General features: G+C 63.7%; 27 protein-coding genes. 10 read left to right on the plus strand and 17 right to left on the minus strand.

Features of this window, described 5'->3' with window-relative positions:
* Window positions 1-8: 8 nt before the first annotated feature.
* A complete protein-coding gene (gene guaB / locus QM596_RS15290; RefSeq protein ID WP_020969068.1) occupies window positions 9-1532 on the minus strand; it encodes an IMP dehydrogenase in 1524 nt (507 codons plus the stop codon).
* A gap of 243 nt (window positions 1533-1775) precedes the next feature.
* Between guaB and QM596_RS15295 the strand changes: the two genes are divergently transcribed.
* Window positions 1776-2180: a DUF5319 domain-containing protein gene (locus QM596_RS15295; protein WP_003940777.1), complete on the plus strand. Its 405-nt coding sequence runs from the start codon at window positions 1776-1778 to the stop codon at window positions 2178-2180.
* 102 nt (window positions 2181-2282) lie between these two features.
* On the opposite strand, the gene QM596_RS15300 is transcribed toward QM596_RS15295, so the two are convergent.
* The 3 genes from QM596_RS15300 to QM596_RS15310 form a co-directional block, all read right to left on the minus strand.
* Complete coding sequence (locus tag QM596_RS15300; protein ID WP_502943383.1) at window positions 2283-3218, minus strand: anti-sigma-D factor RsdA; 936 nt, start codon at window positions 3216-3218, stop codon at window positions 2283-2285.
* Window positions 3202-3780 carry a sigma-70 family RNA polymerase sigma factor gene (locus QM596_RS15305; protein WP_003940953.1) on the minus strand — a complete coding sequence of 193 codons (579 nt, stop codon included), beginning with the start codon at window positions 3778-3780 and terminating at the stop codon, window positions 3202-3204. The genes QM596_RS15300 and QM596_RS15305 overlap by 17 nt, the downstream gene beginning before the upstream one ends.
* 176 nt (window positions 3781-3956) lie before the next feature.
* On the minus strand, window positions 3957-4655 hold the full coding sequence (locus QM596_RS15310; protein ID WP_037249344.1) for a hypothetical protein: 699 nt from the start codon (window positions 4653-4655) through the stop codon (window positions 3957-3959).
* 755 nt (window positions 4656-5410) lie between these two features.
* Between QM596_RS15310 and QM596_RS15315 the strand changes: the two genes are divergently transcribed.
* From QM596_RS15315 to QM596_RS15330, 4 genes are all read left to right on the plus strand, one after another.
* Window positions 5411-5707: a WhiB family transcriptional regulator gene (locus tag QM596_RS15315; RefSeq protein WP_003940939.1), complete on the plus strand. Its 297-nt coding sequence runs from the start codon at window positions 5411-5413 to the stop codon at window positions 5705-5707.
* Window positions 5708-5872: 165 nt separating this feature from the next.
* Complete coding sequence (locus QM596_RS15320) at window positions 5873-6538, plus strand: fasciclin domain-containing protein (RefSeq protein WP_007728616.1); 666 nt, start codon at window positions 5873-5875, stop codon at window positions 6536-6538.
* A gap of 88 nt (window positions 6539-6626) precedes the next feature.
* Window positions 6627-7295, plus strand: a complete 669-nt coding sequence (locus tag QM596_RS15325) for a sigma-70 family RNA polymerase sigma factor (RefSeq protein WP_019747585.1) — start codon at window positions 6627-6629, stop codon at window positions 7293-7295.
* 1 nt (window position 7296) lies between these two features.
* On the plus strand, window positions 7297-8034 hold the full coding sequence (locus tag QM596_RS15330; protein WP_019747584.1) for an anti-sigma factor: 738 nt from the start codon (window positions 7297-7299) through the stop codon (window positions 8032-8034).
* A gap of 76 nt (window positions 8035-8110) precedes the next feature.
* Here QM596_RS15330 and groL read toward each other — a convergent pair whose 3' ends face one another.
* Complete coding sequence (groL, locus tag QM596_RS15335) at window positions 8111-9721, minus strand: chaperonin GroEL (RefSeq protein WP_019747583.1); 1611 nt, start codon at window positions 9719-9721, stop codon at window positions 8111-8113.
* Window positions 9722-9807: 86 nt separating this feature from the next.
* A complete protein-coding gene (gene groES, locus QM596_RS15340) occupies window positions 9808-10107 on the minus strand; it encodes a co-chaperone GroES (RefSeq protein ID WP_003940763.1) in 300 nt (99 codons plus the stop codon).
* Window positions 10108-10340: 233 nt separating this feature from the next.
* Here groES and QM596_RS15345 point away from each other — a divergent pair, with 233 nt between their 5' ends.
* Entirely contained in the window at window positions 10341-12056 is a 1716-nt protein-coding gene (locus QM596_RS15345) for a TIGR03767 family metallophosphoesterase (RefSeq protein ID WP_019747582.1), read from the plus strand.
* Between the two features lie 19 nt (window positions 12057-12075).
* Here the strand turns inward: QM596_RS15345 and QM596_RS15350 are convergent, their stop codons facing one another.
* A complete protein-coding gene (locus tag QM596_RS15350) occupies window positions 12076-12636 on the minus strand; it encodes a potassium channel family protein (RefSeq protein WP_020906930.1) in 561 nt (186 codons plus the stop codon).
* Between the two features lie 161 nt (window positions 12637-12797).
* On the opposite strand from QM596_RS15350, the gene QM596_RS15355 reads away from it, so the two are divergent.
* Window positions 12798-14384 (plus strand): Hsp70 family protein, encoded by a 1587-nt coding sequence (locus QM596_RS15355; protein ID WP_019747580.1) that lies wholly within the window; start codon window positions 12798-12800, stop codon window positions 14382-14384.
* Between the two features lie 3 nt (window positions 14385-14387).
* Here QM596_RS15355 and tsaD read toward each other — a convergent pair whose 3' ends face one another.
* From tsaD to QM596_RS15390, 7 genes are all read right to left on the minus strand, one after another.
* A complete protein-coding gene (gene tsaD / locus QM596_RS15360) occupies window positions 14388-15425 on the minus strand; it encodes a tRNA (adenosine(37)-N6)-threonylcarbamoyltransferase complex transferase subunit TsaD (protein WP_029254929.1) in 1038 nt (345 codons plus the stop codon).
* Window positions 15422-15916 carry a ribosomal protein S18-alanine N-acetyltransferase gene (rimI, locus tag QM596_RS15365; protein ID WP_060938861.1) on the minus strand — a complete coding sequence of 165 codons (495 nt, stop codon included), beginning with the start codon at window positions 15914-15916 and terminating at the stop codon, window positions 15422-15424. The genes tsaD and rimI overlap by 4 nt, the downstream gene beginning before the upstream one ends.
* Before the next feature lie 10 nt (window positions 15917-15926).
* A complete protein-coding gene (gene tsaB, locus QM596_RS15370) occupies window positions 15927-16610 on the minus strand; it encodes a tRNA (adenosine(37)-N6)-threonylcarbamoyltransferase complex dimerization subunit type 1 TsaB (protein ID WP_069145823.1) in 684 nt (227 codons plus the stop codon).
* 136 nt (window positions 16611-16746) lie between these two features.
* Window positions 16747-17238 (minus strand): tRNA (adenosine(37)-N6)-threonylcarbamoyltransferase complex ATPase subunit type 1 TsaE, encoded by a 492-nt coding sequence (gene tsaE / locus QM596_RS15375; RefSeq protein ID WP_020969060.1) that lies wholly within the window; start codon window positions 17236-17238, stop codon window positions 16747-16749.
* Window positions 17228-18280, minus strand: coding sequence for an alpha/beta fold hydrolase (locus tag QM596_RS15380; protein ID WP_047888576.1), 1053 nt, complete (start codon window positions 18278-18280; stop codon window positions 17228-17230). Before QM596_RS15380 ends, tsaE begins: the two co-directional genes overlap by 11 nt.
* The gene (gene alr / locus QM596_RS15385) at window positions 18277-19479 is read right to left on the minus strand and encodes an alanine racemase (RefSeq protein ID WP_133728669.1); all 1203 of its coding nucleotides are present in this window, start codon (window positions 19477-19479) and stop codon (window positions 18277-18279) included. Before alr ends, QM596_RS15380 begins: the two co-directional genes overlap by 4 nt.
* A gap of 55 nt (window positions 19480-19534) precedes the next feature.
* Complete coding sequence (locus QM596_RS15390; protein ID WP_283309272.1) at window positions 19535-20968, minus strand: NAD(P)H-hydrate dehydratase; 1434 nt, start codon at window positions 20966-20968, stop codon at window positions 19535-19537.
* A 38-nt stretch (window positions 20969-21006) separates the two neighbouring features.
* Between QM596_RS15390 and QM596_RS15395 the strand changes: the two genes are divergently transcribed.
* The gene (locus tag QM596_RS15395) at window positions 21007-21378 is read left to right on the plus strand and encodes a cupredoxin domain-containing protein (protein WP_019747573.1); all 372 of its coding nucleotides are present in this window, start codon (window positions 21007-21009) and stop codon (window positions 21376-21378) included.
* A gap of 54 nt (window positions 21379-21432) precedes the next feature.
* On the opposite strand, the gene glmS is transcribed toward QM596_RS15395, so the two are convergent.
* The gene (glmS, locus tag QM596_RS15400) at window positions 21433-23295 is read right to left on the minus strand and encodes a glutamine--fructose-6-phosphate transaminase (isomerizing) (protein ID WP_020906923.1); all 1863 of its coding nucleotides are present in this window, start codon (window positions 23293-23295) and stop codon (window positions 21433-21435) included.
* Window positions 23296-23417: 122 nt separating this feature from the next.
* Here glmS and QM596_RS15405 point away from each other — a divergent pair, with 122 nt between their 5' ends.
* Window positions 23418-24257, plus strand: coding sequence for a poly(ethylene terephthalate) hydrolase family protein (locus tag QM596_RS15405; RefSeq protein ID WP_283309273.1), 840 nt, complete (start codon window positions 23418-23420; stop codon window positions 24255-24257).
* A gap of 6 nt (window positions 24258-24263) precedes the next feature.
* Window positions 24264-24458, plus strand: coding sequence for a hypothetical protein (locus tag QM596_RS15410; protein WP_154606640.1), 195 nt, complete (start codon window positions 24264-24266; stop codon window positions 24456-24458).
* 46 nt (window positions 24459-24504) lie between these two features.
* Here the strand turns inward: QM596_RS15410 and QM596_RS15415 are convergent, their stop codons facing one another.
* The gene (locus QM596_RS15415) at window positions 24505-25488 is read right to left on the minus strand and encodes a hypothetical protein (RefSeq protein WP_243617060.1); all 984 of its coding nucleotides are present in this window, start codon (window positions 25486-25488) and stop codon (window positions 24505-24507) included.
* Between the two features lie 176 nt (window positions 25489-25664).
* Entirely contained in the window at window positions 25665-25970 is a 306-nt protein-coding gene (locus tag QM596_RS15420; RefSeq protein ID WP_019747569.1) for a hypothetical protein, read from the minus strand.
* Between the last annotated feature and the right edge of the window lie 10 nt (window positions 25971-25980).

Here is a 25980-nt window from a genome sequence, read left to right on the forward strand (position 1 = left end):
ACTGGTTGCTAACGAGCGGTGTAGTTGGGTGCTTCGACAGTCATCGTGATGTCGTGCGGATGGCTTTCCTTCAAACCGGCCGCCGTGATCTGGACGAACTGAGCGTTCTGCAGGTGCTCGATCGTCGCCGACCCCGTGTAACCCATGGCAGCGCGCAGACCACCGGTGAGCTGGTGCGTCACCTGGGAAAGCGGGCCACGGAACGGAACACGGCCTTCGATGCCTTCCGGAACCAACTTGTCCTCGGAAAGTACGTCGTCCTGGAAGTACCGGTCCTTGGAGTACGACTTGGCCTCGCCGCGCGACTGCATCGCGCCGAGCGAACCCATTCCGCGGTAGCTCTTGAACTGCTTGCCGCCGACCAGGATCAGTTCGCCGGGCGATTCAGCGGTACCGGCCAGGAGCGAACCCAGCATGGCCGTCGACGCACCCGCGGCAAGAGCCTTCGCGATGTCACCGGAGAACTGGAGTCCACCGTCAGCGATGACGGGCACACCGAGTGGCTTGCACGCGGCAACCGCTTCCAGGATGGCCGTGACCTGAGGGGCACCGACACCGGCGATGACGCGGGTGGTGCAGATGGAACCAGGGCCGACTCCGACCTTGACGGCATCGACGCCGGATTCGACCAGTGCCAGAGCACCTGCACGCGTAGCGACGTTGCCACCGATGATCTGAACCCGCTCACCCAGTTCACGCTTGAGCTTGGCGATCATGTCGAGAACGTTGGACGAATGACCGTGCGCACTGTCAACCACGAGTACGTCCACACCGGCATCGGTGAGCGCCATCGCACGCTGGAAGGCGTCGTCGCCTGCACCGACCGCAGCGCCGACGAGCAGTCGACCGTCACGGTCCTTGGTAGCGTCCGGATGCTGCTCGGTCTTGACGAAGTCCTTGACCGTGATCAGACCGGTGAGCTTGCCGTTGCCGTCGACGATCGGCAGCTTCTCGATCTTGTGCCGACGAAGAAGGCCCAGTGCCACGTCTGCGGTGACGCCTTCCTGAGCGGTGATCAGCGGCATCTTGGTCATGATCTCGACGACCGGACGATTCTGGTCGACCTCGAAACGCATGTCACGGTTCGTGACGATGCCGACCAGCTGGCCGGCGTCGTCGGTGACCGGCAGACCCGAGATGCGGAAGCGAGCGCACTTCGCGTCGACCTCACCCATCGTGTCGGTCGGCTTACACGTGACGGGATCGGTCACCATGCCGGCCTCGGAGCGCTTGACGGTCTCGACCTGTCCTGCCTGAACCTCGACGGACGAGTTGCGGTGCAGAACACCCATGCCGCCGGCGCGTGCCATCGCAATTGCCATGCGCGACTCGGTGACGGTGTCCATCGCAGAACTGACCAACGGAATCCGCAGACGGATGTCGCGGGTCAGTTGACTGGACGTGTCGACCTGGCTCGGGATGACGTCGGACGCAGCAGGCAACAGCAGCACGTCGTCGTAAGTCAGTCCCAGCATCGCGACCTTGTTGGGGTCGTCTCCTCCGGTGTGTACATGTCCTGCAGAACTACTCATGCGGTCAGGACCCTCCATGGACCTAGATTCGCCCAGGGCGACCGCTGTAGCAGCCGCCTCGAAACGGATTACGAAAGCTGGATATCGGATAGAAGGCGCCTGCACGGAAAGAAATTCCTGGCACCTTTTCCCGGCGTTGCACACCATGGTATCGGCTCACTCAAAGGTCCGAACCATCCCACCCACGCTGCGGGTACGCGTAACAAGTGGCGCTGACCCCCCTGACCTGCGTACCGTGGTGCTGTGCGTGATCAACTGCCCCCCGGTCTGCCGCCAGATCCCTTCGCCGGCGACCCAGCTGACCCCTCCGCGGCTCTCGATGCCATCGAGCCGGGCCAACCACTCGACCCCCACGAACGCCAAGCGGTCGAGGAGGATCTCGCTGACCTCGCCGTCTACGAGGCGCTCCTCGCTCACCGCGGCATCCGCGGTCTCGTAGTGTGCTGCGAAGACTGCCAACAAGATCACTACCACGACTGGGACATGCTGCGCGCAAACCTGCTGCAGCTCCTCGTGGACGGAACCGTCCGCCCCCACGAGCCTGCCTACGACCCGATGCCTGAGGCATATGTCACGTGGGACTACTGCCGTGGATACGCCGACGCGTCGATGAACGAGGCGATGCACGGCGACGGTTTCGACAGCTGAGCGAAACCCCACCAGGTTCAAACGAAAGTGGCCGACAAGCAATTGCTTGTCGGCCACTTTCGTATGAACTTGGACCGCAACGATGCGATCAGAGCGGGAACCTCAGGGTGGGGGTGAAGAAGAATCACCCGACGGCGACGAGGCCGGGGCCAGTGACGTCGTTGTCGTGGTGGTCGTCGTGGTCGTGGTAGTCGTCGTGGGCGACGATGACGGTGTAGACGACGCCGCGCTTGGACCAGGCGCTTGCATGATTCCAGGGTCGGGCGTTGTCGTTGTGGTCACGCCGCCAGACAACTGAGGGTTGGCCGGATTGACTGAAGTCCCCGGAATCGCCGTGGGAGAGGTGGCAAGCGAGGATTGCTGATCGGACGTCAACGGCGGTACTGCGGGTGACGTGGTCTCCTGGACCTGCGTCATCAACTTGCCCCAACGCTCGACGAGATCCGTCTTGTCCTGCGAGTCCTTGACCGCATCGGCACGGTGAGCTGCGTTGTCCAGCACCATCTTTGCCGCGGGAATGTCCCCGGCGGCCAACAGACGCTCGGCCTTTTCCAGCTCGGATGTCGTGTCGATCTTCGCGACCGTCGAGTTGGCCTCGTCGGCGAAGACGACCTGCTTGACGCCCCAGAGGGCATCGCCGGGCTGGGCGTCGTACGCCATCGCTGTGGCACCACCGAAGACCACTGCTGCAACAGCTGCTGCGGCGGCGATCGGGCGGACCACACGCAATCGGGAACGGGAACGGGAACGCTGACGATCGGAGAAGCCGGACGGCGTCGCTGTGATTGCAGCGATGACATCGTCCAACAACGGACCCTCGGGCATCGGAGTCGCAACGACATCGTCACGCCATTGCAAGAGAATCAACGCAAGTTCGTACTGTTCGGTGCTATCGGTTGCTACCGGCCCGCCACTCGAAATGGACTCGATCAGCGCATCGTCACGCCGAACCGCAGCCAAGTCCACTGGCGTACCGTCGTCGGCGAGATCACCGAGATTCGAAGCGTCACGCCCCTCGTCTCTAGCCAAAGCTCTCACCTGCTTTCGTTACTTCTTTTTTCAGTTTCGCGATCGCCCTGTGCTGAGCGACTCGTACAGCTCCGGCGGTACTACCGACGGCGACGGCCGTTTCCTCGGCCGACATCCCGACCACCAGGCGAAGTATCAAGATTTCTCGATGCTTCTCCGGAAGTGTGCCGAGAAGTTCATGCATCTGTCTGCTGGACTCCGAATCGAGTGCTCGCTGTTCGGGACCATCATCCAGTGCTATTACATCCGGTACTTCGGAAACGGGCTCCGACTTGTTACGGGCGGAACTTCTATGCGCGTCCGCAACCTTGTGCGCGGCAATTCCGTACACAAAGGCCATGAACGGGCGTCCCTGGTCTTGATAACGCGGCAGCGCGGTCATCACGGCCAGACACACTTCCTGCGCGACGTCGTCAGCGGACAGGTGTCCCCGCTCGGCCGCACCCACTCGACCGCGGCAGTAGCGCACCACCATCGGTCGGATGTTCTCCAGAACCAAAGCTAGAGCTGTACGGTCGCCCTGCGCAGCAGCGGCGACCGCGGTGTCCAACTCATCGCTCGTATTTGTCATCGTCAGCGAAAATCCTGGCGTTACAGTGGCACCTCCCGAGCGGGTGTGCTCCCGCTCTCAGCGGAACCCTCTAAGAGTAACCATCCGGACCGGCTGGTCTCCGCATGCCCGCCCAGCAGTCGCGATATCAAAACGGCCCTGTGGGAATCGTTCGCGAGAGACTTCGGGTGGATCGATTACGACAAAGGTAGGAGTGATCCACCGCGCATCGCAATCAGATCGCCGATCTCACGGGCACTCGGCGAGGTCCTCCCGCCGCTCACGCCCTCGATCAGCAGCGACGACGCCCAGGCCAGGGGCAGCAGGCCGTATTGCTGACACCGCGCAAGCACTTCCGCTGCCGACTCCACGGCAGCGCTTGGGTCTGTTCCGGTCAGCGCGGCGCTGCGCAGTAGATCCGACTTCACGCGGTGCCGGACGGACTCCGATTTCCCCGACAATTCGACGGCGCGTTCTGCGTGTCTGCGGGCGCGCGCGAAGTCACCTCCCGCCAGCGCCAGTTCCGCCGAGACCCATTCGATCCGAATTTCCTGCCGCCACAGCCCGCCCTCGCCGCCCAGACGGGTCCGACACTCCCCCAGCAGGCGCCAGCCGAGCGGGAGCCGGCCACAACCGAGGGCGTCCGCGGCCAGACCGGTCAGAGCGTCACAGGCAGCCTCTGGATCGACTGGCAGACCGCCGACGATCGCCAGTGCGCGCCCGTCCCACGTCGACGCGAGTGCGTGACGTCCACTCTGGCGAAGAAACGACGCCCTCGTGCTGGCAGAGAGAGAGGCAAGAATTCGATCCGAGTGCGTCGAGGACCCCGTCGTGAGCCGATCGAGGACATCCAATGCTGCCCGCGCCCTGGCGTAGTGCCCCTGACCACCCAGAATTACTGCCGTTGTCCACCAATCCCGGGTAGAGCTAGGCGCCGGGAGACGGTCAAGGTCCGGATCCGCACCGAATGCGGCGGATTCGAGAGTCCCGGGACGGCCAGGTGACTCAGTGAACGAAGGCGATTCAGGGGGCTCAGGTGTCGACACAGGTAGATCATCGCAGCAGCGCCAACAGACAAGCGCCTGACCGATGCCGTTTGCCGCACGGGAAGACGAAAAGGCAAGTTTGTCGGAGTTAATCAGATATTCAACTGAGATTTGCCGAATGTACTCGTAATGATATTTAACGGGCATATATCCGTGACGTTAACTGCGCATTACTTATTGGACAGATGTCCTAGTTGAAACTTGGGCACTAAGTCCCGAAATGGAGTACGGCCCTGCCCGCGCAATATCGGACAAATGGCGCAAACCGAGCCGGCGGGCTGAGTGTTTTCGCCGGGCGATCAGCAGCAAACATATCTTTGATCTGTGGGTTTCGCATCTCGAGCAGCCAGGCTTGCCTGCCACCACCTCGATCGACCCGATTTCAACATCGGCGCAGCACAACGCATGAGAGACCCGAAATGTAAATATATACTTCGTTAACTCTCGCATTTCGATATATGCCGATCGCCACTGAACGAGCCTATTGACGCGATTTACTCAGCACCCTTACGGTTAGCAAGCGTGAACGATTCAGAAGGCCCGGATAACCTCCGGGCAACTTGGTCCGCTCGTTGATCAACGCGAGCTTGCAGTAAGGAGTCAACATGCCTGCACCGAATCACCTTCCAGGCCCCAACGCAGACATCTGGGACTGGCAGATGCACGGTCTGTGCCGCGGAGTCGACTCCTCCATGTTCTTCCATCCCGATGGCGAACGCGGTAGAGCACGTGCCCAGCGCGAAACCCGCGCAAAAGAGATGTGCCGTCAGTGCCCGGTACTGATGCAGTGCCGCAGCCACGCGCTGACCGTCGCCGAGCCGTACGGCATCTGGGGAGGAATGTCGGAAACCGAACGTGAACTACATGCGCGCCACCGTCGCACCACCCGCATAGCTTCCTGATACACGTAGGTCGAGTGCACAAGGCCCCCGAGAGTTTTCGGGGGCTTTTGCTTGTGTACGCCAGCTCCTGAAAAGAATTTCCGACTCCGACCCATCCTGTCGACAACCGACTCCGAATGCCTTCTGACAGTGCACCTCAGCACATCCCTTCAGGAAGGCAGACCCATGAACACCTCTACTCGAGTTCTGGCAGTCACCGCAGCAGCCTCTTTCGCCGTCTTCGGCGTCGTCGGTTGCTCCTCCGACGACAACGATTCGTCGACCGACACGTCCAGCGCCGCCATGACGTCTTCTGCCATGGGATCGAGCATGTCTCCCAGCAGCGCGATGGCGGAGCCTGCTTCTGATCTGGTCGGTGCCGGTTGTGCCGACTATGCAGCCGCAGTGCCGAGCGGCGCCGGATCGGTCAGCGGAATGGCCCAGGATCCGGTTGCCACAGCGGCATCCAACAATCCGTTGCTCACCACCTTGACCGCGGCAGTCTCCGGACAGCTCAACCCGGACGTCAACCTGGTCGACACTCTCAACGGCGGCGAGTTCACCGTCTTCGCACCGATCGACTCGGCATTCGCCAAGATCGACCCCGCGACGATCGACAGCCTCAAGACGGACAGCGCCACGCTGACCAAGATCCTCACCTACCACGTGGTTCCCGGCCAGATCGCTCCTGACGCGATCGACGGAACGCACCCCACCGCAGAGGGCGGAACGGTCACCGTCACCGGATCCGGTGACAACATCAAGGTCAACGACGCAACTGTCGTCTGCGGTGGAGTCAAGACCGCAAACGCCACCGTCTACCTCATCGATTCGGTGCTGATGCCGCAGTAGTCCCCACCTGCTGTGCGCCTTTATTAACCCCCCGCGGTTAATAAAGGCGCACAGCGGCCAACGGCGGGCCGAGAGAAAAGAACCGGACATGCACGCTACGGTTGTACGCGATGAAGCGAGACAACTCTTCGTGAGCGAGCCAGACCATGCGTCGGATGCGGCCGACGCATGCCCGACGGACAATTCTGCGGCCCGCACCGCGCGAATCGTGGAATCACGCGAGCTGGCAGTGATCCTCGCGAACGTGGCCGGTGGCGACCAGAGCGCCTTTGCCGAGTTCTACGACCGAACCAGCTCCCGTGTCTACGGCATGGTTCTCCGTGTACTCCGTGATCCAGGCTTCTCCGAGGAAGCGGTCCAAGAGGTCTACCTCCAAGCCTGGAAATCGGCCGACAGCTTCGATCCTGCCAAGGGGTCCGCACTCTCCTGGCTTCTGACGCTTGCCCACCGCCGCGCGGTGGATCGCGTGCGCTCCGAACAGTCGAGTTCGGATCGACAGGCTCTCTACGACACCACCAATGCCACTCCCGAGTTCGACGTCGTCAGCGACGAAGTGACACGAAGAGACGAGCATCGTGCTGTCACCGACTGCCTCGAAACGCTGACGGACACTCAGCGCCAATCGGTGACTCTCGCCTATTACGGCGGCCGAACGTACCGCGAGGTGGCCGAAGATCTCGGCGTGGCGATTCCCACGATCAAGTCGCGAATTCGCGACGGACTACTGCGCCTACGTGGATGTTTGGGGGTGATGTGAGATGGACGAAGAGCTGATCGACTACGCGTACGCCTACGCGATCGATGCGTTGGACCTCGACGAGCGCCGTGAGGTCGACAGACGACTTGCCGCTTCGGACTCCGCGACCCGCGCCGAATTCGACGCCCAGGTCCGACTCACCTCCGAAACCATGGCCGCGATGACCGTCGTCGACGCCGTCGAGCCCCCGCCGTCGCTGCGCAGCAGCGTCCTCGCCTCGATCGCAGAACAGACCGCGGCTCCCAACGCCCCGGTTTCGCTGGCCGAGCGTCGTAACCGTCGACGCCCGTGGACCATGGCACTTGCGGCGGCCGCCGCAGTCGCAATCCTGGTCGGCGGCATCGGAATCGGACGCACGCTGTCCGACAACACGCCGCCGCAGAACCCCGCATCCGAAATCATGGCAGCACCCGACGTTCATGCCACGACGCGTGACATTCCGGGCGGCGGTAGTGCCACGACGCTGTTCTCGCCCTCCGAAGACGCCGCAGTCCTCGTGATGAACGATGTGACTCCCCCGAGTCCGGATACCGTCTACCAGATGTGGCTGGTGCCGGGCGACACCGACGACACCACGATGATCCCGATGGGGACGATGGCTCCGAGCGACGTCAAACCCACTACCCAGGTGGTGCTCGACGGCATCGGCCCGAACACGAAGTTGGCGTTCACGGTCGAACCGCCCGGCGGATCGCAGCAGCCCACCAGCGAGCCGTTCGCAACGATCCCGCTCATCTGATCGCCAGACGAAAGAAGAGATCCCCCACCGGAATCCGGTGGGGGATCTCTTCTTTGTCGAAACTACGAGCAGCGAGCTAGTGGCTGTGACCGTGTCCGGTGTCGGCAACTGCCTCGGTCGGCTTCTCGACGACAGCGCTCTCGGTCGTGAGGATCATGCGCGCGACGGAAGCGGCGTTGACCACTGCCGAGCGAGTGACCTTGACCGGGTCGACGACGCCGTCGGCAAGCAGGTTGCCGTAGGTGAGGGTGGCAGCGTTGAAGCCTTCGCCCTTGGTCATCTCGGCGACCTTGCTGACAACGACGGATCCGTCGATGCCTGCGTTGCTGGAGATCCAGAACAACGGAGCGTTGAGGGCTTCACGGACCACGGCAACGCCGGTGGCCTCGTCACCCGACAGGCCGAGGTTCCCGATCAGAGCCGTACCGGCCTGAACGAGAGCCGATCCGCCACCGGGGACGATGCCCTCGGCAACTGCTGCCTTGGCTGCGTTGACCGCATCCTCGACGCGGAACTTGCGTTCCTTGAGATCGGTTTCGGTGGCTGCGCCGACCTTGATGACGGCCACGCCGCCGGACAGCTTCGCCAGACGCTCTTCGAGCTTCTCGCGGTCCCAATCCGAATCGGTGTTCTCGATCTCGCGACGCAACTGCGCGACGCGGGTCGCGATGTCGTCAGCGGTGCCGGCACCGTCGACGATGACCGTCTCGTCCTTGGTGACGACAACGCGGCGAGCGCTGCCGAGCAGGTCGAGGCCGGCTTCCTTCAGGGAGAGGCCGACGTCGGTGTTGATGACGGTGCCTGCCGTGACGACTGCGAGGTCGTCGAGGAATGCCTTGCGACGATCACCGAAGAACGGCGCCTTGACGGCGACGGCCTTGATGGTCTTGCGGATGGAGTTGACCACCAGGGTGGAGAGAACTTCACCCTCGACGTCCTCGGCGATGATCAAGAGCGGCTTGCCGGATTCGGCAACCTTCTCGAGCAGCGGCAGGAAGTCGGGAAGTGAGCTGATCTTCTCGCGGAAGAGCAGGATCAACGCGTCTTCGTAGACGGCCTTCTGCGCATCGATGTCGGTGACGAAGTAGGGCGAGAGGTAGCCCTTGTCGAACTGAACGCCTTCGGTGACAACGAGTTCGGTTGCAACGGTGGAGGATTCCTCGACCGTCACGACGCCGTCGGTTCCGACACGGGTGAGTGCCTCGCCGACGAGCTTGCCGATCTCTTCGTCACGCGAGGAGACGGTGGCGACCTGGGCGATCGACTTCTCGCCCTCGACCGGGGTGGCCGCGGCGAGCAGTTCCTCGACGACCTTGTCGGCTGCGGCGTTGATGCCGACGCCGAGCGCCATCGGGTTCGCGCCCGCTGCGATGTTCTTGAGTCCGCCGCGGACGATGGCCTGGGCCAGAACGGTCGCGGTCGTGGTGCCGTCGCCGGCAACATCGTTGGTCTTGGTGGCGACGCTCTTGACGAGCTGCGCGCCGAGGTTCTCGAAGGGATCTTCGAGCTCGATCTCACGGGCGATGCTCACACCGTCGTTGGTGACGGTGGGGCCGCCGAATGCCTTGGCGAGCACGACGTGGCGTCCACGCGGGCCCAAGGTCACCTTGACGGCGTCGGCAAGCTTGTCGACTCCGGCTTCGAGAGCGCGGCGTGCGGTCTCGTTGAACGCAATTTGCTTGGACATCTGTTCTGTCAGCTCCTGAATCTTCGGGGCGTGAACGCATTCCGCCCCGGGATCCTGTGTGGACTCCGGGGCGGATCACGTGTGTCTTACTTGGAGACGACAGCCAGCACGTCGCGTGCCGACAGGATCAGGTATTCCTGGCCGGCGTACTTGATCTCGGTTCCGCCGTACTTGGAGTAGATGACCGTGTCACCCTCCTTGACGTCGACCGGGATGCGGTTGCCCTGCTCGTTGACGCGGCCTTCGCCGACTGCAACGACGGTGCCCTCCTGGGGCTTTTCCTTGGCTGTGTCAGGAATGACCAGGCCGGAAGCCGTCGTCGTTTCAGCCTCGTTGGCCTGGACGAGGATCTTGTCCTCGAGCGGCTTGATGTTGACGCTCGCCACGATGAGCCCTCCACTTTGGGGTATGTGCGTCCGAGGCGATCCTCGGACAGCTGTTTGGGTATGCCGTTTACGGCGCGTCACTGCAGTCCCGTCGTCGCGGGTGCCGGAACTCGATCAGCGCCAATTGGCACTCTATACGTGAGAGTGCCAACCCTCAAGGACTGGGCGCATTTTTCTCTTCGTCCAGAGCGAAACAGGACAGCCGTCCACCACGTTCACCTATTGTTCACTTCGTGACGAACATCAATCGCCGTAGTTTTCTGACCTTCGCCGGACTCGGCGCCGTCGGCGCGGTCAGCCTTGGCAAGCCGTGGGGCCTGCAATACGCAGGCGCGTCGACCATTCCGACGTCAGGTCCCGGCACCACTCTCGAGTCCGTGTCCACGCCCGTCAGCAGCAGCGGCTACACCAGGCTCACTGCCGGTCCCGGGTGGGCGAACATCGTGCGCAGCGAGTTGGCCGAGCCGAAGTCAGGACGCGAGGACCGACGCACCGCGCTCGCCTCACTCGTGCAGTTGACCGACGTCCACATCGTCGACGCCCAGTCCCCCATGCGCTTCGAATACGTCCATCAGATCACCGGCTCGGCGTTCCGCCCCCAGGAGACCTTGACGGCGCACGGGTTGATTTCGCTTGTCCGACGCGTCAATTCGATCGGGAGCGGCCCGCACACCTCGCGCCCCTTCGATGCCGTGGTCACCACCGGCGACAACACGGACAACAAGGAATTCGCCGAACTCGACTGGTTCCTCACCTCACTCAACGGCGGAACCGTCGTCGCCAACACCGGCGCCAAGGACCGCTACGAGGGTGTGCAGAACTCGGGTGCCGATCTGTACTGGAACCCTGAATCGCCGATGCTCGACATGTACAAGAAGGCCGGCTTCCCGGAGATTCCGGACTTCTTCGGTGCCGCTTTCACTCCCGTGTCGAGCCCCGGCCTGAACACCCCTTGGTACTGCGTGTTCGGCAACCACGACGATTCGGTGTCGGGCACGGTGCCCAGCGGCATCCCACCGCTCGAAGCGATGTACACGGGATCTCTCAAATTCGAGGTGCCCGGTTCACCGGAGCAGGCCAAGCAGATCGACATCGCCACCAAGTTCGATCCCAGTGCGATTCCCGGAATCCTGTCCGCCTTCACTACGCCGCCGCGCCAGGTCACCCCCGACCCGTCGCGCGCACCGTTCACACCCCGGCAGTTCATCGCCGCACACCTTGATCCCGCGCACACCGGCCCCGGCCCTGTCGGGCACGGTTTCGCCCCCGACGCCGGCGAAACCGGTATCGGCTACTACTCGTTCCAGATCGCACCGGGCGTCGTCGGCATCAGCATGGACTCCACCAACCGCGCAGGCCTTGTCGACGGTTCGCTGGGCGCCGCTCAGTTCCAGTGGATCGAGAACACCCTGCGCGCCGGCAGCAGCACCTACTACGACGCCGCGGGCTCTCGCGTCACCGAGTCGCGCAGTGACACCTATTTCGTGCTGTTCAGTCACCACACGAGCGACACGATGGACAATCTCATTCCCGACCCCGAGAACGTCCTCGAGCCGCGCCTGCGCGGTTCACAGCTTCTGGACTTGCTGCATCGTTTCCCGAACGTACTTGCCTGGGTGAACGGACACACCCACGAGAACAAGATCACCCCGTGGCCCGGCGCGACCCCCGAGCAGGGCTTCTGGGAGATCAACACCGCCTCTCACATCGACTACCCACAGCTCGGGCGCATCATCGAGATCGCGGACAATCACGACGGAACGGTGTCGTTGCTTGCGACGCTCTTCGAAGCGGAAAGTCCCAATTCAGTCGAGTACAGCGACAAGTCGGCAGCCGGGCTCGCCTCGCTGTACCGCGAACTGTCGTTCAACGACATCCACCGCGACCCGAAGTTGACGGGTACCGGCGTCGACCAGAACGTCGAATTGTTGGTCCACACCGGACGATGACTCCGATTGCCGCAGTGTCCTAGGTGATTTCAGGTCCGCTCGAAGGCGAGCGGTGCGCTTTCGCCCACGACACTGCGGCAACCACGAATCGAACGCCGAATCCGATCAACACCAGATTGCAGACGATCTGAAGGCTCACGAGTCCCCTGGCAAGGTCCGTCTGTGCAGCGATGTCGCCGAAGCCGACGGTCGAGAACACCGACAGCGAAAAGTACAGGGCCGCCATACGCGACAGCGGTTCGGTGAAACTGCCGGCACTCGCATGCTCGACCGAAAAATAGGTGATGGACACCAACAGCAAGTAGGTCGGCATCACGACCGCCACTGCTTCGACCGCCTGTAGAGAAGGCACATCGGAACGCAGAATTCGACGCACCTGCCAGGTCGTCACGGCAAGCACCGCTGCCCCTCCACCGATCAAGAGGAAAATCGCACCCACTGTGTGGACATCGATCCACGGCAGGAAGAAGTACGCACATCCGAAGGCGATCATCGTCAGCGTGGGTCGAAGCACCGCACCCCGGATCAGCGCGCGTCGTCGATCCCGGTCGATGTGGGGAGAATCGCCTTTTTTCCGCATGAATCAATGATCGACAATTTCGCAGGTAAAACCACCCTTTCGGTCCGAAAAGGGTGTCATGGAGACAAAAAGCACTGAGCAATCCTCACGAACCTTCTGTAACGTTCATATAACGGCGGTCGATTGAACATTGACCGGTATTGACTGTGAGGAGGTGCGCGATGAGTTGTTCACTGGGAATTTCCACTGGATCTTCCGGTGTCTATTCAGCACTCGTCGACACCGATACCAGCACAAACGCGCCAGGAGCGGTACCTGCCGAGACTCGCTTCGTCTCGGCGGATCAGGCCAATTCCAACGTCGGTGACCTCGTCCGGGCGTCCATCAAGCTGATGACGACGCAGGTAACGGACGGATCTGAAGCGCCGCGCTCGATCGGTGTCAGCTATCGCACGGACGACCAGCTCGCGAGCATCAGGTCATCTCTCTCGCGCTCGCCGAAGCAGGTCCGTGCCATCCCCGAACCTGCCGCAGTACACGCGTATCTCGCCGAGACCGGGAAAACCGAGCGGTACGACACGACAGCTCAGGTGGACGTCGGCGATCAGGGTCTGACGGTGTCCGTCGTCGACCACACCGGTGAGGTTCTGCATTCCGACCGTATCGACGCCCTCGCAGGGGCCGGAATCGACCGGGCATTGGTCGACTTCGTGACGGAGAAGGCGCCAGGGCACCTGCGCCGGTACACCGACGCGGAGCTTCTTGCTGCCCGGTGCCACGTCGCGAAAGAGCAACTGTCCACCGCCGCCAAGGTGACCATCGACCTTCCCGTCGACGCAATGGCGATCACGCGCGACGAGTTCGAAGCCATCATCGCCCCGGATATCGAGCGCGCCGTCACCTTCATCCGTGAAGTCGTGAACGGCTCACCGCGGCCGGTCGGTGCCGTTGTGCTCATCGGCGGTGGCGCACACATTCCGGCCGTGCGGTCCGCCGTCGCCGCTGCCGTCGACCTCCCCTTGGTCGAGATCGTCGAGCCCGAGACTGCGGCAACCAAAGGTGCTGCACTCCTGGCAGATTCGATCACCGCAATTCGTTTCCCCTTGCTGGGCTCCGGAAGTGACCAGCGCTCGGGATCCACCGCCAAGGTCTCGGGAGCTTTGATCGGTGCGCTCGTGGTCGGCGGACTGGTACTCGGCTACGGCGCAAAGGAATTGGTGCCGACCGACGACACCGCGGTCTCGCCTGTCGGAACCGGTTCGACCACGACGACGGTGAGCCCCGAAGCGACGCCGAGCACCGGATCGACGATCATCCCCTCGCACGATCCTCTGCCTTCGGTAGTGGGCAGCACTTTCCCGCAGTACGGCTATCCCACAACGCCGTTCGACTCACAGCCGTTCGACACGCACTCGTACACAACGCATCAGTACACGCTTCCGCCGGCGCCGATACCGGACACGTCGACGACAACCACACCGCCGACGACGACAACGACCACTCCGAACTGGCCGACCATCCCCGGAATCACGCTGCCCGATCCACCGGCGTGGTGGCCGACGCTGCCGGACACCGAGGCGACTCCCCCGGTCGATCCGACCGAGGCAAACCCCGGCGGCGGTCTCGGCCCGGGTGAGAGCGGCGGCGAAAACCCGACGACGCCGGAAAATCCTGGATCCGGTTCCACCGAAACCGAACTCACCACCCCCGGTGGTGATCCGACGACAAAACCCGGTGAACCGAATACCTCGACGCCCGAACCCGGCCCCGCGACCACACCGGATCGGGAACCGGTCCCAGTCGGTTGATTCTCAGCGCATCAACTGGCTGACCGAGACCGACAGCCCCGGGTCCGTGGCAACACTCAATTCCGAAGGGCCCGCACCGTTTCCGATCAGGTGGGCAGCCAACGAAGCGATCATCACGCCGTTGTCCGTGCACAGTCGAGGTTTCGGAATGCGCAACGTGATGCCGGCTTCGGCGCAGCGCTGCTCGGCGAGTGAACGGATACGTGAATTGGCCGTGGCGCCGCCGCCGAGAACCAACGTGTCGACCCCGACGTCCTTGGCTGCACGCACTGCCTTCATCGTCAGGACGTCGGCAACCGCTTCCTGGAACGAGGCAGCGATGTCCGGGATCGAAAAGGCCTCGCCTGCGCGCTCTTTCGATTCGACATAGCGGGCGACGGACGTCTTGAGTCCCGAGAACGAGAAGTCGTGCCGCGAATCGCGCGGGCCGGTCATGCCGCGGGGGAAGGCGATTGCGTTCCGATCTCCCTCTTGCGCAGCAGCATCGAGTGCCGGTCCGCCGGGAAAGCCGAGCCCGAGCAGTCTGGCCACCTTGTCGAAGGCCTCACCGGCGGCGTCGTCGACAGTCGTGCCCAGTTCGACAATGGGCTTGCCCAGATCTTCGACGTGAAGCAGGTGCGTGTGACCACCGGAGACCAGCAATGCGACGCACGAGGGCAACGGACCGTGCTCGAGAGTGTCAACCGAGACGTGACCGCCGAGATGATTGACCGCATAGAACGGTATGTTCCAGGCTGCGGCATAGGCTTTCGCGGCGGCGACACCGACCAGTAGCGCACCGGCCAGGCCGGGTCCGATGGTGACGGCAAGTGCGTCGGGCTTCTCGATACCGGCGGCAGCAAGGGCACGGCGCATCGTCGGCACTATCGCCTCGAGGTGAGCCCGCGAGGCTACTTCGGGAACCACTCCCCCGTACCTGGCGTGCTGATCCACGCTCGATGCCACCTCGTCGGCCAACAGGTCGCAGGTTCCGTCACCGTTCCAGCGAACGATACCGACACCTGTTTCGTCGCAAGAGCTTTCGACACCCATGACGATCATGCTTGCTGCTCCTCAATTTCGCGGACACCGAGCACGGCGGGCCGTCTCATCGTGTACGCATCTGCCCCACTGGGCTGGTAGTACTTCTTTCGTGTTCCGACGATCTCGAATCCTTCGCGCCGGTACAGCGCGATGGCAGGGTCGTTGTCGGTGCGCACTTCCAGGAACACCGGACACTGCCGTGAATCCGCCAGGGTCAGAAGCGCATCGAGCAACGCGCCGCCGATTCCCAGTCGCTGAGCCGAGGGATCGGTACCGATGGTGTGAACCTCGGCCTCCATGTTCGGCGACGCGCCCAACAACGCGACTCCGGCGTAGCCGAGGATGTGACCGTCGGGTTCCCTGGCAACGAAGTAATGATTATGTGCGCCCGCAAGTTCCGAGACAAACGCTTGCGCGCTCCAGGGTCCGTCGCCCGCGAACAACGCGCGCTCCAACTCCCCGCACCGTTCGGCGTCATCGACGTTCATCGGCTCGATGCTGTACTTCATCTGCTCGGTCTCACTTGCCACGTTCTGCGAGGGTCTTCGCATCCGGGCGTCGGAGGTACAGCGGCTCGAGCGGGGCCGGAACCGATCCGGCCAGAATCTCGCGAGCAGCGACTGTGACCAAGCCGGCCGGTGAAGGTGTCTCCGCCGGGTCGACGGGCAGATCGAAGAAGTCCACGTGCGAAGCAGATCCGGCAATCAGCGTCGAAGGCGAAGGATCGACGTCGCCGGCGGAATTCACAGCCGGCCCTTCAACGCGCACTCCGCCGTCGTAGCGCGCCCAGTAGATCTCGCGACGCCTCGCGTCAGTCACGACGAGCAGGCTCTGTGTGGTCGGTACCGCAGCCGCGATGGCGTCGAGGCTGCACACGCCGTACACGGGAACACCGAGTGCATCACCGAAGGCAGCGCCTGTCGCCATGCCGACACGCAGTCCGGTGTACGGCCCCGGCCCGACACCCACGACGACGGCGTTCAACTCTGCCGGCGTGAGCCCGGCCTCGGCGAGGCATTCGAGGACGTGAGGGGTCAAGACCTCGGCGTGCGCACGAGGATTGACCGTGACACGCACGGCAAGCGTCTCCACTGTGCCCGGCGACTCGGTGCCCGGTGACTCTGCGTCCGGTGACGGAGCAGACAGGGAGACGACTCCGGCAGTGACTGCCGGAGTGGAGGTGTCAATTGCGAGAACAAGCACGATTTCTCAGGGTACCCGCACGTGAAGAACTACTTCCGGCCTGGGAGGGTGACTACGTCCATAACACCAAACGCCGTTTCACGACGTCTGCGACACAAAACGCCGTTTCACGACGTCTGCGACACGAAACGCCGTTTCACGACGTCCAGGACCAACTCGCAGTCCGCACATCCGATTCAGGTTCCCGATGAAGCTGCACGCGCAAGTGTCGTTCGACGAGCCTTTCCACGACGTCACCACCCCATTCGACCACCACCACTGCATCGGTGAGGTCGGTGTCGAGGTCGAGGGCATCGAGTTCGTCGAGCGCATGCGGTCCGCTGTCTCCCAGCCGGTATGCGTCGACGTGGATCATGCCGACGGGAACTCCGCCGCCGGGGCGGGTGCCCGGACGATGCTCACGAGCGATGACAAACGTCGGGGACGTCACCCGGCCCTGCACTCCGAGCCCGGCGCCGATTCCGCGCGTCAACGCGGTCTTGCCCGCCCCGAGTGGCCCGTCCAGCACCACCAGGTCGCCGGCAACAAGTCCCGCCGCCAAGCGTCGGCCGAAAGCCTCGGTGTCCTCGGCCGTTTCCAACGTGATCTGGCCGGATTCGGGGATTCCGGTGGCGTTCTCAGCCGACATCGGACCGCTCTTCTACCTGTGCACGCTGCACCAGCTTGTCGATTGCGTCCGTCACGATCGCCGGGAACTCGAGCTGCACCAGATGGCCGGCCCCGTGAACTCTCACGAGTTCCGACTCGGGGAGATCGGCAGCGAGACGCTTGGAGCTGATGAACGGAATCATCATGTCTTGATCGCCGCAGATCACGACTGCCGGTGTGTGCGCGAGCACCTCGAGGGACGCGGACTCGTCGTGCAGTTCCAACGTCCGCAAGAAATTGACGATGGTCACGACCGAGGTCCGGTCGAGCATGCCGTCCGACAGCTCATGCAGTCGTGGGCTGACATCGGTGCCGTACGACGCTGCACGCAGGATCGGCGTGATCAGTACTCGCGCAGCGCCCCGGGCGTGCTGAACCACTCCTGGCGAGGTGCGCACTGCCAACCGGAACCCGTCGATGATCGGATTCTGCAGATTGCGGGTCAGACCGGTCTCGGCCAGCCCTGCCGCCGTCGTCGCGACCAGCCCGACGCCGATGACTCGGCCATCGAACCATTCGGGTCGCTGACCGGCAAGCGCGAGCACCGTCATGCCGCCCATCGAGTGGCCGACGAGAACTATCGGTCCCTTGGGCACTTTGGCCTCGACGACAGTCGCGAGGTCGCGGCCCAGCTGCGAGACCGTGCAACTCTTCGAACGCGGCATACCTGAATCTCCGTGTCCGCGCTGGTCGTAGAACACCATGCGAACCTTGTTGCCCCATCGCTCTTCGAGCTGGCGGCGCTGGAAATGCCAGGACAGCGCACTCAGGCAGTACCCGTGCACGAAAACGACTGTCAGCGGAGCGTCATCCGGTCCCACTTCGCGAACTGCCAGCTCGACGCCGTCCTCGGTGCGCACCGTGCTCTTGCGGTCGCGCGTCATGAGGTCGAAGTCCTCGTCCGCGTAGATTTCCCGGCCCGGACGCGTCGCGGTCTTGAATGCATTCACGCCGGCCATCGAGCCGAGCGCCACAGCACTGAGCAGGCCACCGAGAATGCTCATCTTTCCTGCAGTCTTCATGACGTCTCTCCCCCGATGTACGTACGCACAGTGCGTCCACGTATTCCGGTCACGACCTCGTAGTGAATGGTGTCGAGTACGTCGGCCCAGGCCTGCGCGTTGGGTTCGCCGTGATCGCCGTTGCCGAAGAAGATCGCGGTGTCGCCTTCGCGAACTCCGTCGCCGTCCGGCCCCAGGTCCACCAACACCTGGTCCATGCAGATCCGCCCGACGGCCTGGCGACGCTTGCCGCCCAACTGCACTTCGAACTTGCCGCTCAGTGAACGAGTCAGACCGTCGGCGTAGCCGACGGGAAGCAGCGCAAGAGTGGTGTCGTGCGGTGCGACCCACTGATGCCCGTAGGAGACGCCCTCTCCGGCGGCCACCTTCTTCACCAGAATCACCTTCGCTCGCAGCGTCATCGCCGGTCGTAAACCGAAATCTCCGAGTTCGGGCACCGGAGACAATCCATATATCGCGATTCCGGGTCGAACCATGTCAAATTGCAGGTCAGGACGGGTGACTGTAGCGGCGGAGTTGGAAAGATGAACAACTTCGGGTTCGAATCCGCGAGCGCGGACGTCGGCAACCGCTTCGATCAAACGCTGCTTCTGCATGTCGATGACGTCATGATGCGGTTCGTCCGAGTGCGCAAGATGGGAGAACACTCCGCGCAGCCTGATCGTGCCCTCGTCCCGGGCAGTGGCGAGGTCGTCGAGCATCTGCGGCCACTCGGTTCTCGAGACGCCGTTGCGATTGAGACCGGTGTCCACCTTGAGCGTCACGGCCGCCTGTTGTCCCAGAACCCGTGCCGCGTCGACGACAGCAGCCAGGTGTCGCGGGGAGGACACGCCGATCTCGACGTCGGATCGGATCGCCGAGGAGAAATCGGCGTCGAGGCCGTGCAGCCAGGCCAGGACGGGAGCGGTGATGCCTGCCTCGCGAAGGACCAGTGCCTCCGCGATGGTGGTGACGCCGAGTTCCCGGGCTCCGGCCGACAGTGCCGTCCGCGCAACCGCAACTGCGCCGTGGTTGTATCCGTCCGCCTTGATGACCGCCATCAACGCTGCATCACCGGCAAATTCACGCAGGACACGCACGTTGTGCGCGATCGCGTCCAGATCGACGACTGCCTCCGTCTGCGGCCCTACTGCGTCGTCGAGTCGGCTCGCCTTCCCCTCCGCAGGCTCCTTCGGTGCTCTTCCCTGGGCAAGCGTCATGGCGACAATCCTGCCACCCGCGCAGAATCGGACACGTGTTCGGGTTTGAACACCCTCAATCAAGGGCAAAAGAGCGAAGCACACGCACCGACTCGCGCAGACCTCCCAGCAGCGGCGAAGCCGAAATCGGTGCTCCGGCGACATCGCTCTGACCGCCGGCAGCGGCGATGTTCGCAGCCAACGCGTGAGCCCGCGCCCCGACGGCCCCGGCTTCGAGAGGGCTCAGACCCGCCGCCAGCAACGCGCCGATCACACCGGAGAGGATGTCACCCGAGCCTGCGGTCGACGCCCAGGAGCCGCCGGCGTCGTTGACCAGGACCTCACCGCCGGGATCCGAGATCACCGTCGTATGGCCTTTCAGCAGAATCGTGACTCCGAGGCGTTCGGCGAGAGCACGCGTGGCCGCGATTCTGTCGTCGCCGAGTGGTGTGAATCGTGCGAACTCGCCGGCGTGGGGCGTCAGAAGAGTCGGCGCGGTCCGGGCTGCGACAAGTTCGGGACGTTGAGCGAGGAGGGTAAGTCCGTCCGCATCGACGACAACGGGTACATCGGTAGCCAGTACCGACGCCAGAAGCCGCGCGGCGTCGTCGTCGGTACCCATACCGGGTCCGACCACCCAGGCCTGAACCCGCCCGGCGGCTTGGAACGTCTCACTCGCAATCACCTCCGGGAACCGGGCGAGCACCTCGGCGGCGCCGTGCCCGGCGTAGCGAACCAGTCCGGAGGTCGCGGTCACCGCGGCGCCGGTGCAGAGCACTCCCGCGCCGGGATACTGCTCACTTCCCGCAACGATGCCCACCACACCCTGCGAGTACTTGTCGTCCTCCGCGCCTGGCACCGGCCACAGCGCACCGACCTCGGCCGGATCGAGCGAACCGAACGCCGGTTCGCCGACGCTCAATCCGATATCCACGAGTTCGACACGACCACACAGCGGAGCCGCGAGTACGTGCACCGGCTTGAGCGCACCGAATGTGACCGTCACATCAGCGGTCACCGACGGGCCGTCCAATGCGCCGGTGTTCGCGTCGACGCCGCTCGGAAGATCGACCGCCACGATCGGTGCCTCCACCTGGCCGACGAGCTCGGCTGCGTCAGGCCTCAGACCGCCGTGCCCGGAAATCCCGACGATGCCGTCGATCACCAGATCCGGCGACCCGACTTCGGCAGCGACTCGGCCACCGGCCTTCAGGAGAGCGTCGAGGCCCGACCGATGAGCGCGCGCCGGATCGAGCAACACGGCCCGAACACTCACACCTCGTTTGCGGAGCAACGCACCCGCCCACAGGGCATCACCGCCGTTGTCGCCGGTACCGACCAGAAGCGTCACCGACCGATGCGCGACCGATCCTGTACGGGAACGTAATTCGTCCGCGACGACTCGCGCGAGACCGTACGCCGCTCGACGCATCAGCGCTCCGTCGGGCAGCTTGTCGAGCAGCGGCGCCTCCGCTGCTCGCACCTGATCGGCTGTGTAGTACCCACGCATGTCGGAACCCTTCAGTTGCCGTCGCTACCCTCGAAACCATGAAATCACGTCTTCGCCCGGCAATCGCGGGACTCGTCCTCGCTCTCGGCCTGGTCGGGTGCAGTTCCGGCACCGACTCCACACCATCTGCGGCCGAAACGACGGCGAGCGGACCCGTGGTGACCATCTCCGGGATGGCGTACTCCCCCGCTTCCATCACCGTGAACGTCGGCGACACCGTCACGTGGGTATTCGACGACAACGGAATGGCCCACGACGTCAACGGCCTCGGAGACGCCAAGGGCAAACTCCGCAGCCCACTCAAGAAATCGGGAACTTACACCTACACGTTCACCGAACCCGGAACCTACGACTACACCTGTACACCGCATCCCGAGATGCGCGGAACCGTCGTCGTCGAGACGCCGTAACGCACTCGGGCCCCACAGTCTTTCGACTGCGGGGCCCGAATTTCCCTACGAAAACTATTCGACCGTAACCGATTTCGCCAGGTTACGCGGCTTGTCGACGTCGTATCCGCGCGCCGCGGCAACCTCGGCCGCAAAGATCTGCAACGGAACCGTGGACAGCAACGGCTGCAGCAGAGTCGGTGACGCCGGAATCTCGATCAGGTGATCCGCGTGCGCCGCGGCGACGGTGTCGCCTTCCTCCGCGATGACGATAGTCGTTGCCCCGCGCGCCTTGATCTCCTGAATGTTGGACACCAACTTCGAGTGCAGGACAGCGCGACCCTGCGGCGACGGCATGACGATGATGACCGGAAGGTCCTCCTCGATCAGCGCGATCGGGCCGTGCTTGAGCTCACCGGCGGCAAAGCCCTCGGCGTGCATGTACGCAAGCTCCTTGAGCTTGAGCGCACCCTCGAGCGCCACCGGGTAGCCGACGTGGCGCCCCAGGAACAGCACGGTCGACGCGTGCGCGAACTGGCGTGCCAACGCGCGCACCGGTTCTGCCGTCTCGAGCACCTTGCTGACCAATGCGGGCATAGCTTCGAGGTCGGCGTACTCGCGCGCAACCTCGTCCGGATACTTGGTGCCGCGAGCCTGCGCCAAAGCCAAACCGACGAGGTAGTTCGCGGTCACCTGCGCCAGGAAGGCCTTGGTCGACGCAACCGCGATTTCCGGTCCTGCCCGCGTGTAGAGAACGGCGTCGGCTTCGCGCGGGATCTGTGCACCGTTGGTGTTGCAGATCGCCAGGACGCGTGCCTTCTGGTCCTTGGCGTGCTTGACCGCTTCGAGTGTGTCCGCCGTCTCCCCCGACTGCGAGATCGCGACAACAAGCGTCGAGCGATCCAGAACCGGGTCGCGGTAACGGAATTCGCTGGCGAGTTCGACCTCGACAGGTAGACGCGTCCAATGCTCGATCGCGTACTTCGCCAACAGTCCGGAGTGGTAGGCACTACCGCAGGCGACGACAAACACCTTGTCGACGTCGCGCAGTTCCTGATCGGACAACCGCTGCTCGTCGAGGACGATCTTCCCGTTCTCGAAGTGGCCGAGGAGCGTGTCGGCGACAGCGGTCGGCTGCTCTTCGATCTCCTTGAGCATGAAGTAGTCGTGACCACCCTTTTCGGCGGCCGCGAGGTCCCAGTCGATGCGGAACGGGCGCCCCTCTGCCTCGTTGCCCGCGAAGTCGGAGATCCGATAGCTGTCGGCAGTGATCACCACTGCCTGATCCTGTCCGAGTTCAACCGCATCGCGTGTGTGCTCGATGAACGCAGCGACGTCGGAGCCGAGGAACATCTCGCCCTCACCGACACCGACGACGAGCGGCGTCGAGCGGCGGGCGGCGACAATCGTGTCCGCGTGGTCGGCGTGCGTGAAGACGAGCGTGAACGCACCTTCCAACCGACGAACCACCGACAGCGCACTCTCGATGAAATCACCTGCCGTCGGCCCGTGGGAGTACGCCCGGGCTACCAGGTGAACTGCCACCTCGGAATCCGTGTCGCTCTGAAGCTCGACGCCTGCAGCCTCGAGCTCCGCACGCAGCGGGGCGAAATTCTCGATGATTCCGTTGTGAACGACAGCCAGCTTGCCCGACGCATCACGATGCGGATGCGCATTACGGTCGGTCGGTCGCCCATGCGTCGCCCACCGGGTATGACCCATACCCGACGTACCGACAAAGTGATCCGCGCCGTACTCGCCGAGCTCCGCCTCGAGGTTGGCCAACTTACCGGCCTTACGCTCGATCTCGACCCCACCGGTTCCGTCGAGAATCGCGATTCCCGACGAGTCGTACCCGCGATACTCCATTCGCCGTAAAGCCTCCACCACAACGCCCAGAGCTGGGCGGTGGCCGACGTATCCCACGATTCCGCACATGGTGACTCAGGGTACTTGGACATCGGCGGTGGGCGCATTTTGCGGTTCCACAGACATCCCCCAGCCGGTTGCAGCGTCGGCTCCGCATACACGAGACGGCTCATCGGATAACGTCTTCAACCGTGGCACCGAAACTGAAGACACTGACCCGTGAGCTGTCCAAGCGCGGCCCGCACCGAGTTCTCCGCGGCAACCTCGCCCTGGCCGGACAGCCGGGTGTCGTGTACACGCCGGAAACCGGTTTCAATCTCCCCGCCGTCGCCTTCGCGCACGGGTGGATGGTCGGGTCCCACAAGTACGAGCAGACACTCCAGCACCTCGCTTCCTGGGGAATTGTCGCAGCGGCGCCCGACAGCGAACGCGGTCCGGTCCCGTCCCATCTCGGCTTGGCTGCAGATCTTCGAGCGACGCTCGACATCTGCGTCGGCGTACGACTCGGCCCCGGCCAGATCAGCGTCCACCCCGATCGAGTCGCCTTTGCCGGTCACGGCATGGGCGCGGGCGCGGCGGTACTGGCCGCAGCGCAGCGCGGGGATGTCGCTGCGGTAGCCGCGCTGTTCCCGGCCCCGACAGCACCCAAGGCGGAGAACTACGCGTCGAAGATCACAGCGCCCGGATTGATCCTTGCCGGCGAAGACGACGTCGATTCCTTGACCAGCAATGCGCGCCCGCTGAGCGTGGAGTGGGGCGGTCCCGTCGTCGCACGCACCGTGAACGACGGCCAAGACGCCGGACTGATCGAAGGCCGCCGACTCCTCGGAGCCCTGGGCCTCGGTGGATCCGAGCGCAAGACACAGTCCGCCACACGGTGCCTGCTCACGGGCTTCCTGTTGTTCCATCTGACCGGCGACAAGAAGTACCAGGACTTTGCTGATCCTGATGTCGAGATTCCACACACGGCGCCGTTGCTCCCGGTTGAACCTCACTCCGACGCGCGGGCCAGCCAGCTGTTGCGTAAGTAGGAGTCCGTGCCCGCCCCCGACTCCGGCGGCGAGCACGGCTTCGTCGGCGTCGTCGTCGGCTCTGACGCGGATCGCAGATACGGGCCGGATCTGACCGACCCTTCCGTGTCGTTATCGGCAGACGTCGTTTCGGACGGCGGCTCCTGGCGCGATTCCTCGCTCGCCACTGCCGCTCTGCGCTCACGGAAGTCGTCGAGTTGAGAATCGAGAGTTCGACGGATCTCTTCGAAGGGCGCGTGAACGGACTTCACAGCGGACCAGCTCCGGCCAGCTCAGCGCCCGTCTCTCCGTCGGGGCCGGCGATCGACTCGTCCGGGACTGTGACAGGCGGCTCCGGGTCCGGCGCGGGCGAGACTTCGGCGGTGGTTTCAACCGGTATCTCGGGCTGGGGAATATCGGGCTGGGGAATTTCGGGTTGGGGAATTTCGGGTTGAAGTGTCGCGGGCTGGGACGCTTCTTGCGGGTATGTCTCCTGCATGACCGCCTCCTGACCGGCATCAAAAACTATTCTCGGCCAACCGTTTTCGTCCAACTCCACGGCGACCGACACAGAGTTCCCGTCAGCACCGGCGACATCGAGACTCACCCCACGACCGTCGGGCGCAATCGAGAAGCCCCATGTGTTGCCGCCGATCGAGAAAGAGATCGGCGCAGCCGCGGCACCGGATTCGATCGTCTCGGCGACCGGCAAGGTCGACGGGAAGGCGTCTGTCACCCACTGAGTCGCGGCATCAAAAGCATCGCCTACCGCGCTCGCACACTGCGCGCACGCCCTGTCGAATTCGTCGCGGGCATCCAGATACGCCGAGCGAAAAACGGTGTCCAGCCATGGCGCCGCGCCACGACCGCTGGAAGCGACGTGAGCCAGCTGATCGATCTCCCCCGCACCCAGACCGCCGATGGTCGCCCGGTCGAGGCTGGCCACCTTGAAAGCTTTGTCTGCCAAAGCCGTTCGAACAGTCCGCGCAAGTTCGTCGGCTAGCGTGATCAACAGTGGCGCCGAATCCGCATCGGACCGAGCTTCGCGCCGCGCGGCGAAGACCTGATCGACGACCGCATCCACGCCGGAAACATTCCACACTGCGGGAAGATTCTCGGCCAGGACCGTCAGCATCGCGATCTCCGCGACCGAACCGTCCACCGCCGCAGCCATGTCCGACATGTCTCGCGTCAGTGCCGCGATATCGATGCCCGCCTCTGCGCGATATGCATCCTCATAGGAGGTAAGCATCCGTTCTTCGAAACCCAACCGAGTGGCCAGGTCGTGAAATCGGCCGAAGAACTGCAGTCCGCTAGCGCCCGCTTCCAGAATTTCGTCGGGATGAGCATGTGAATCACGCAGTGCAAGAATATCTTCGAAAGAACACGGGCCGTTCGGTACTGCCTGGGCTGTAAGGCTGTTCGGTATCACGAGGCCGACCCGCCGGAGTCCCGCACCCGCCGCGCACCCTCGCGATCCGCCTCAGTGATTGCCTCAGCCGAAGAGGAAAGCCGGCGCGCCAACGTATCGAGAAGATCCGCACGGCCAGTCAAGCGAGAATTCAGGACCGCCAATGCCGACGCCAACGCGGCTCCGTGCTCGGCGTAGTCACGGCCCGAAGCGGCACCGCCCCATCGCAAACGCTTGATCGGCTCGGCAGAATCGCGCAGACCCTGGGCCACCGACACCGCATGACGTGCCAATTCATCTGTTCCAGCGCGGTCGACATCCACGAGCGCCCCC

Source organism: Rhodococcus sp. IEGM 1406, from assembly GCF_030056745.1.
Taxonomy (GTDB): Bacteria; Actinomycetota; Actinomycetes; order Mycobacteriales; family Mycobacteriaceae; genus Rhodococcus_F; species Rhodococcus_F erythropolis.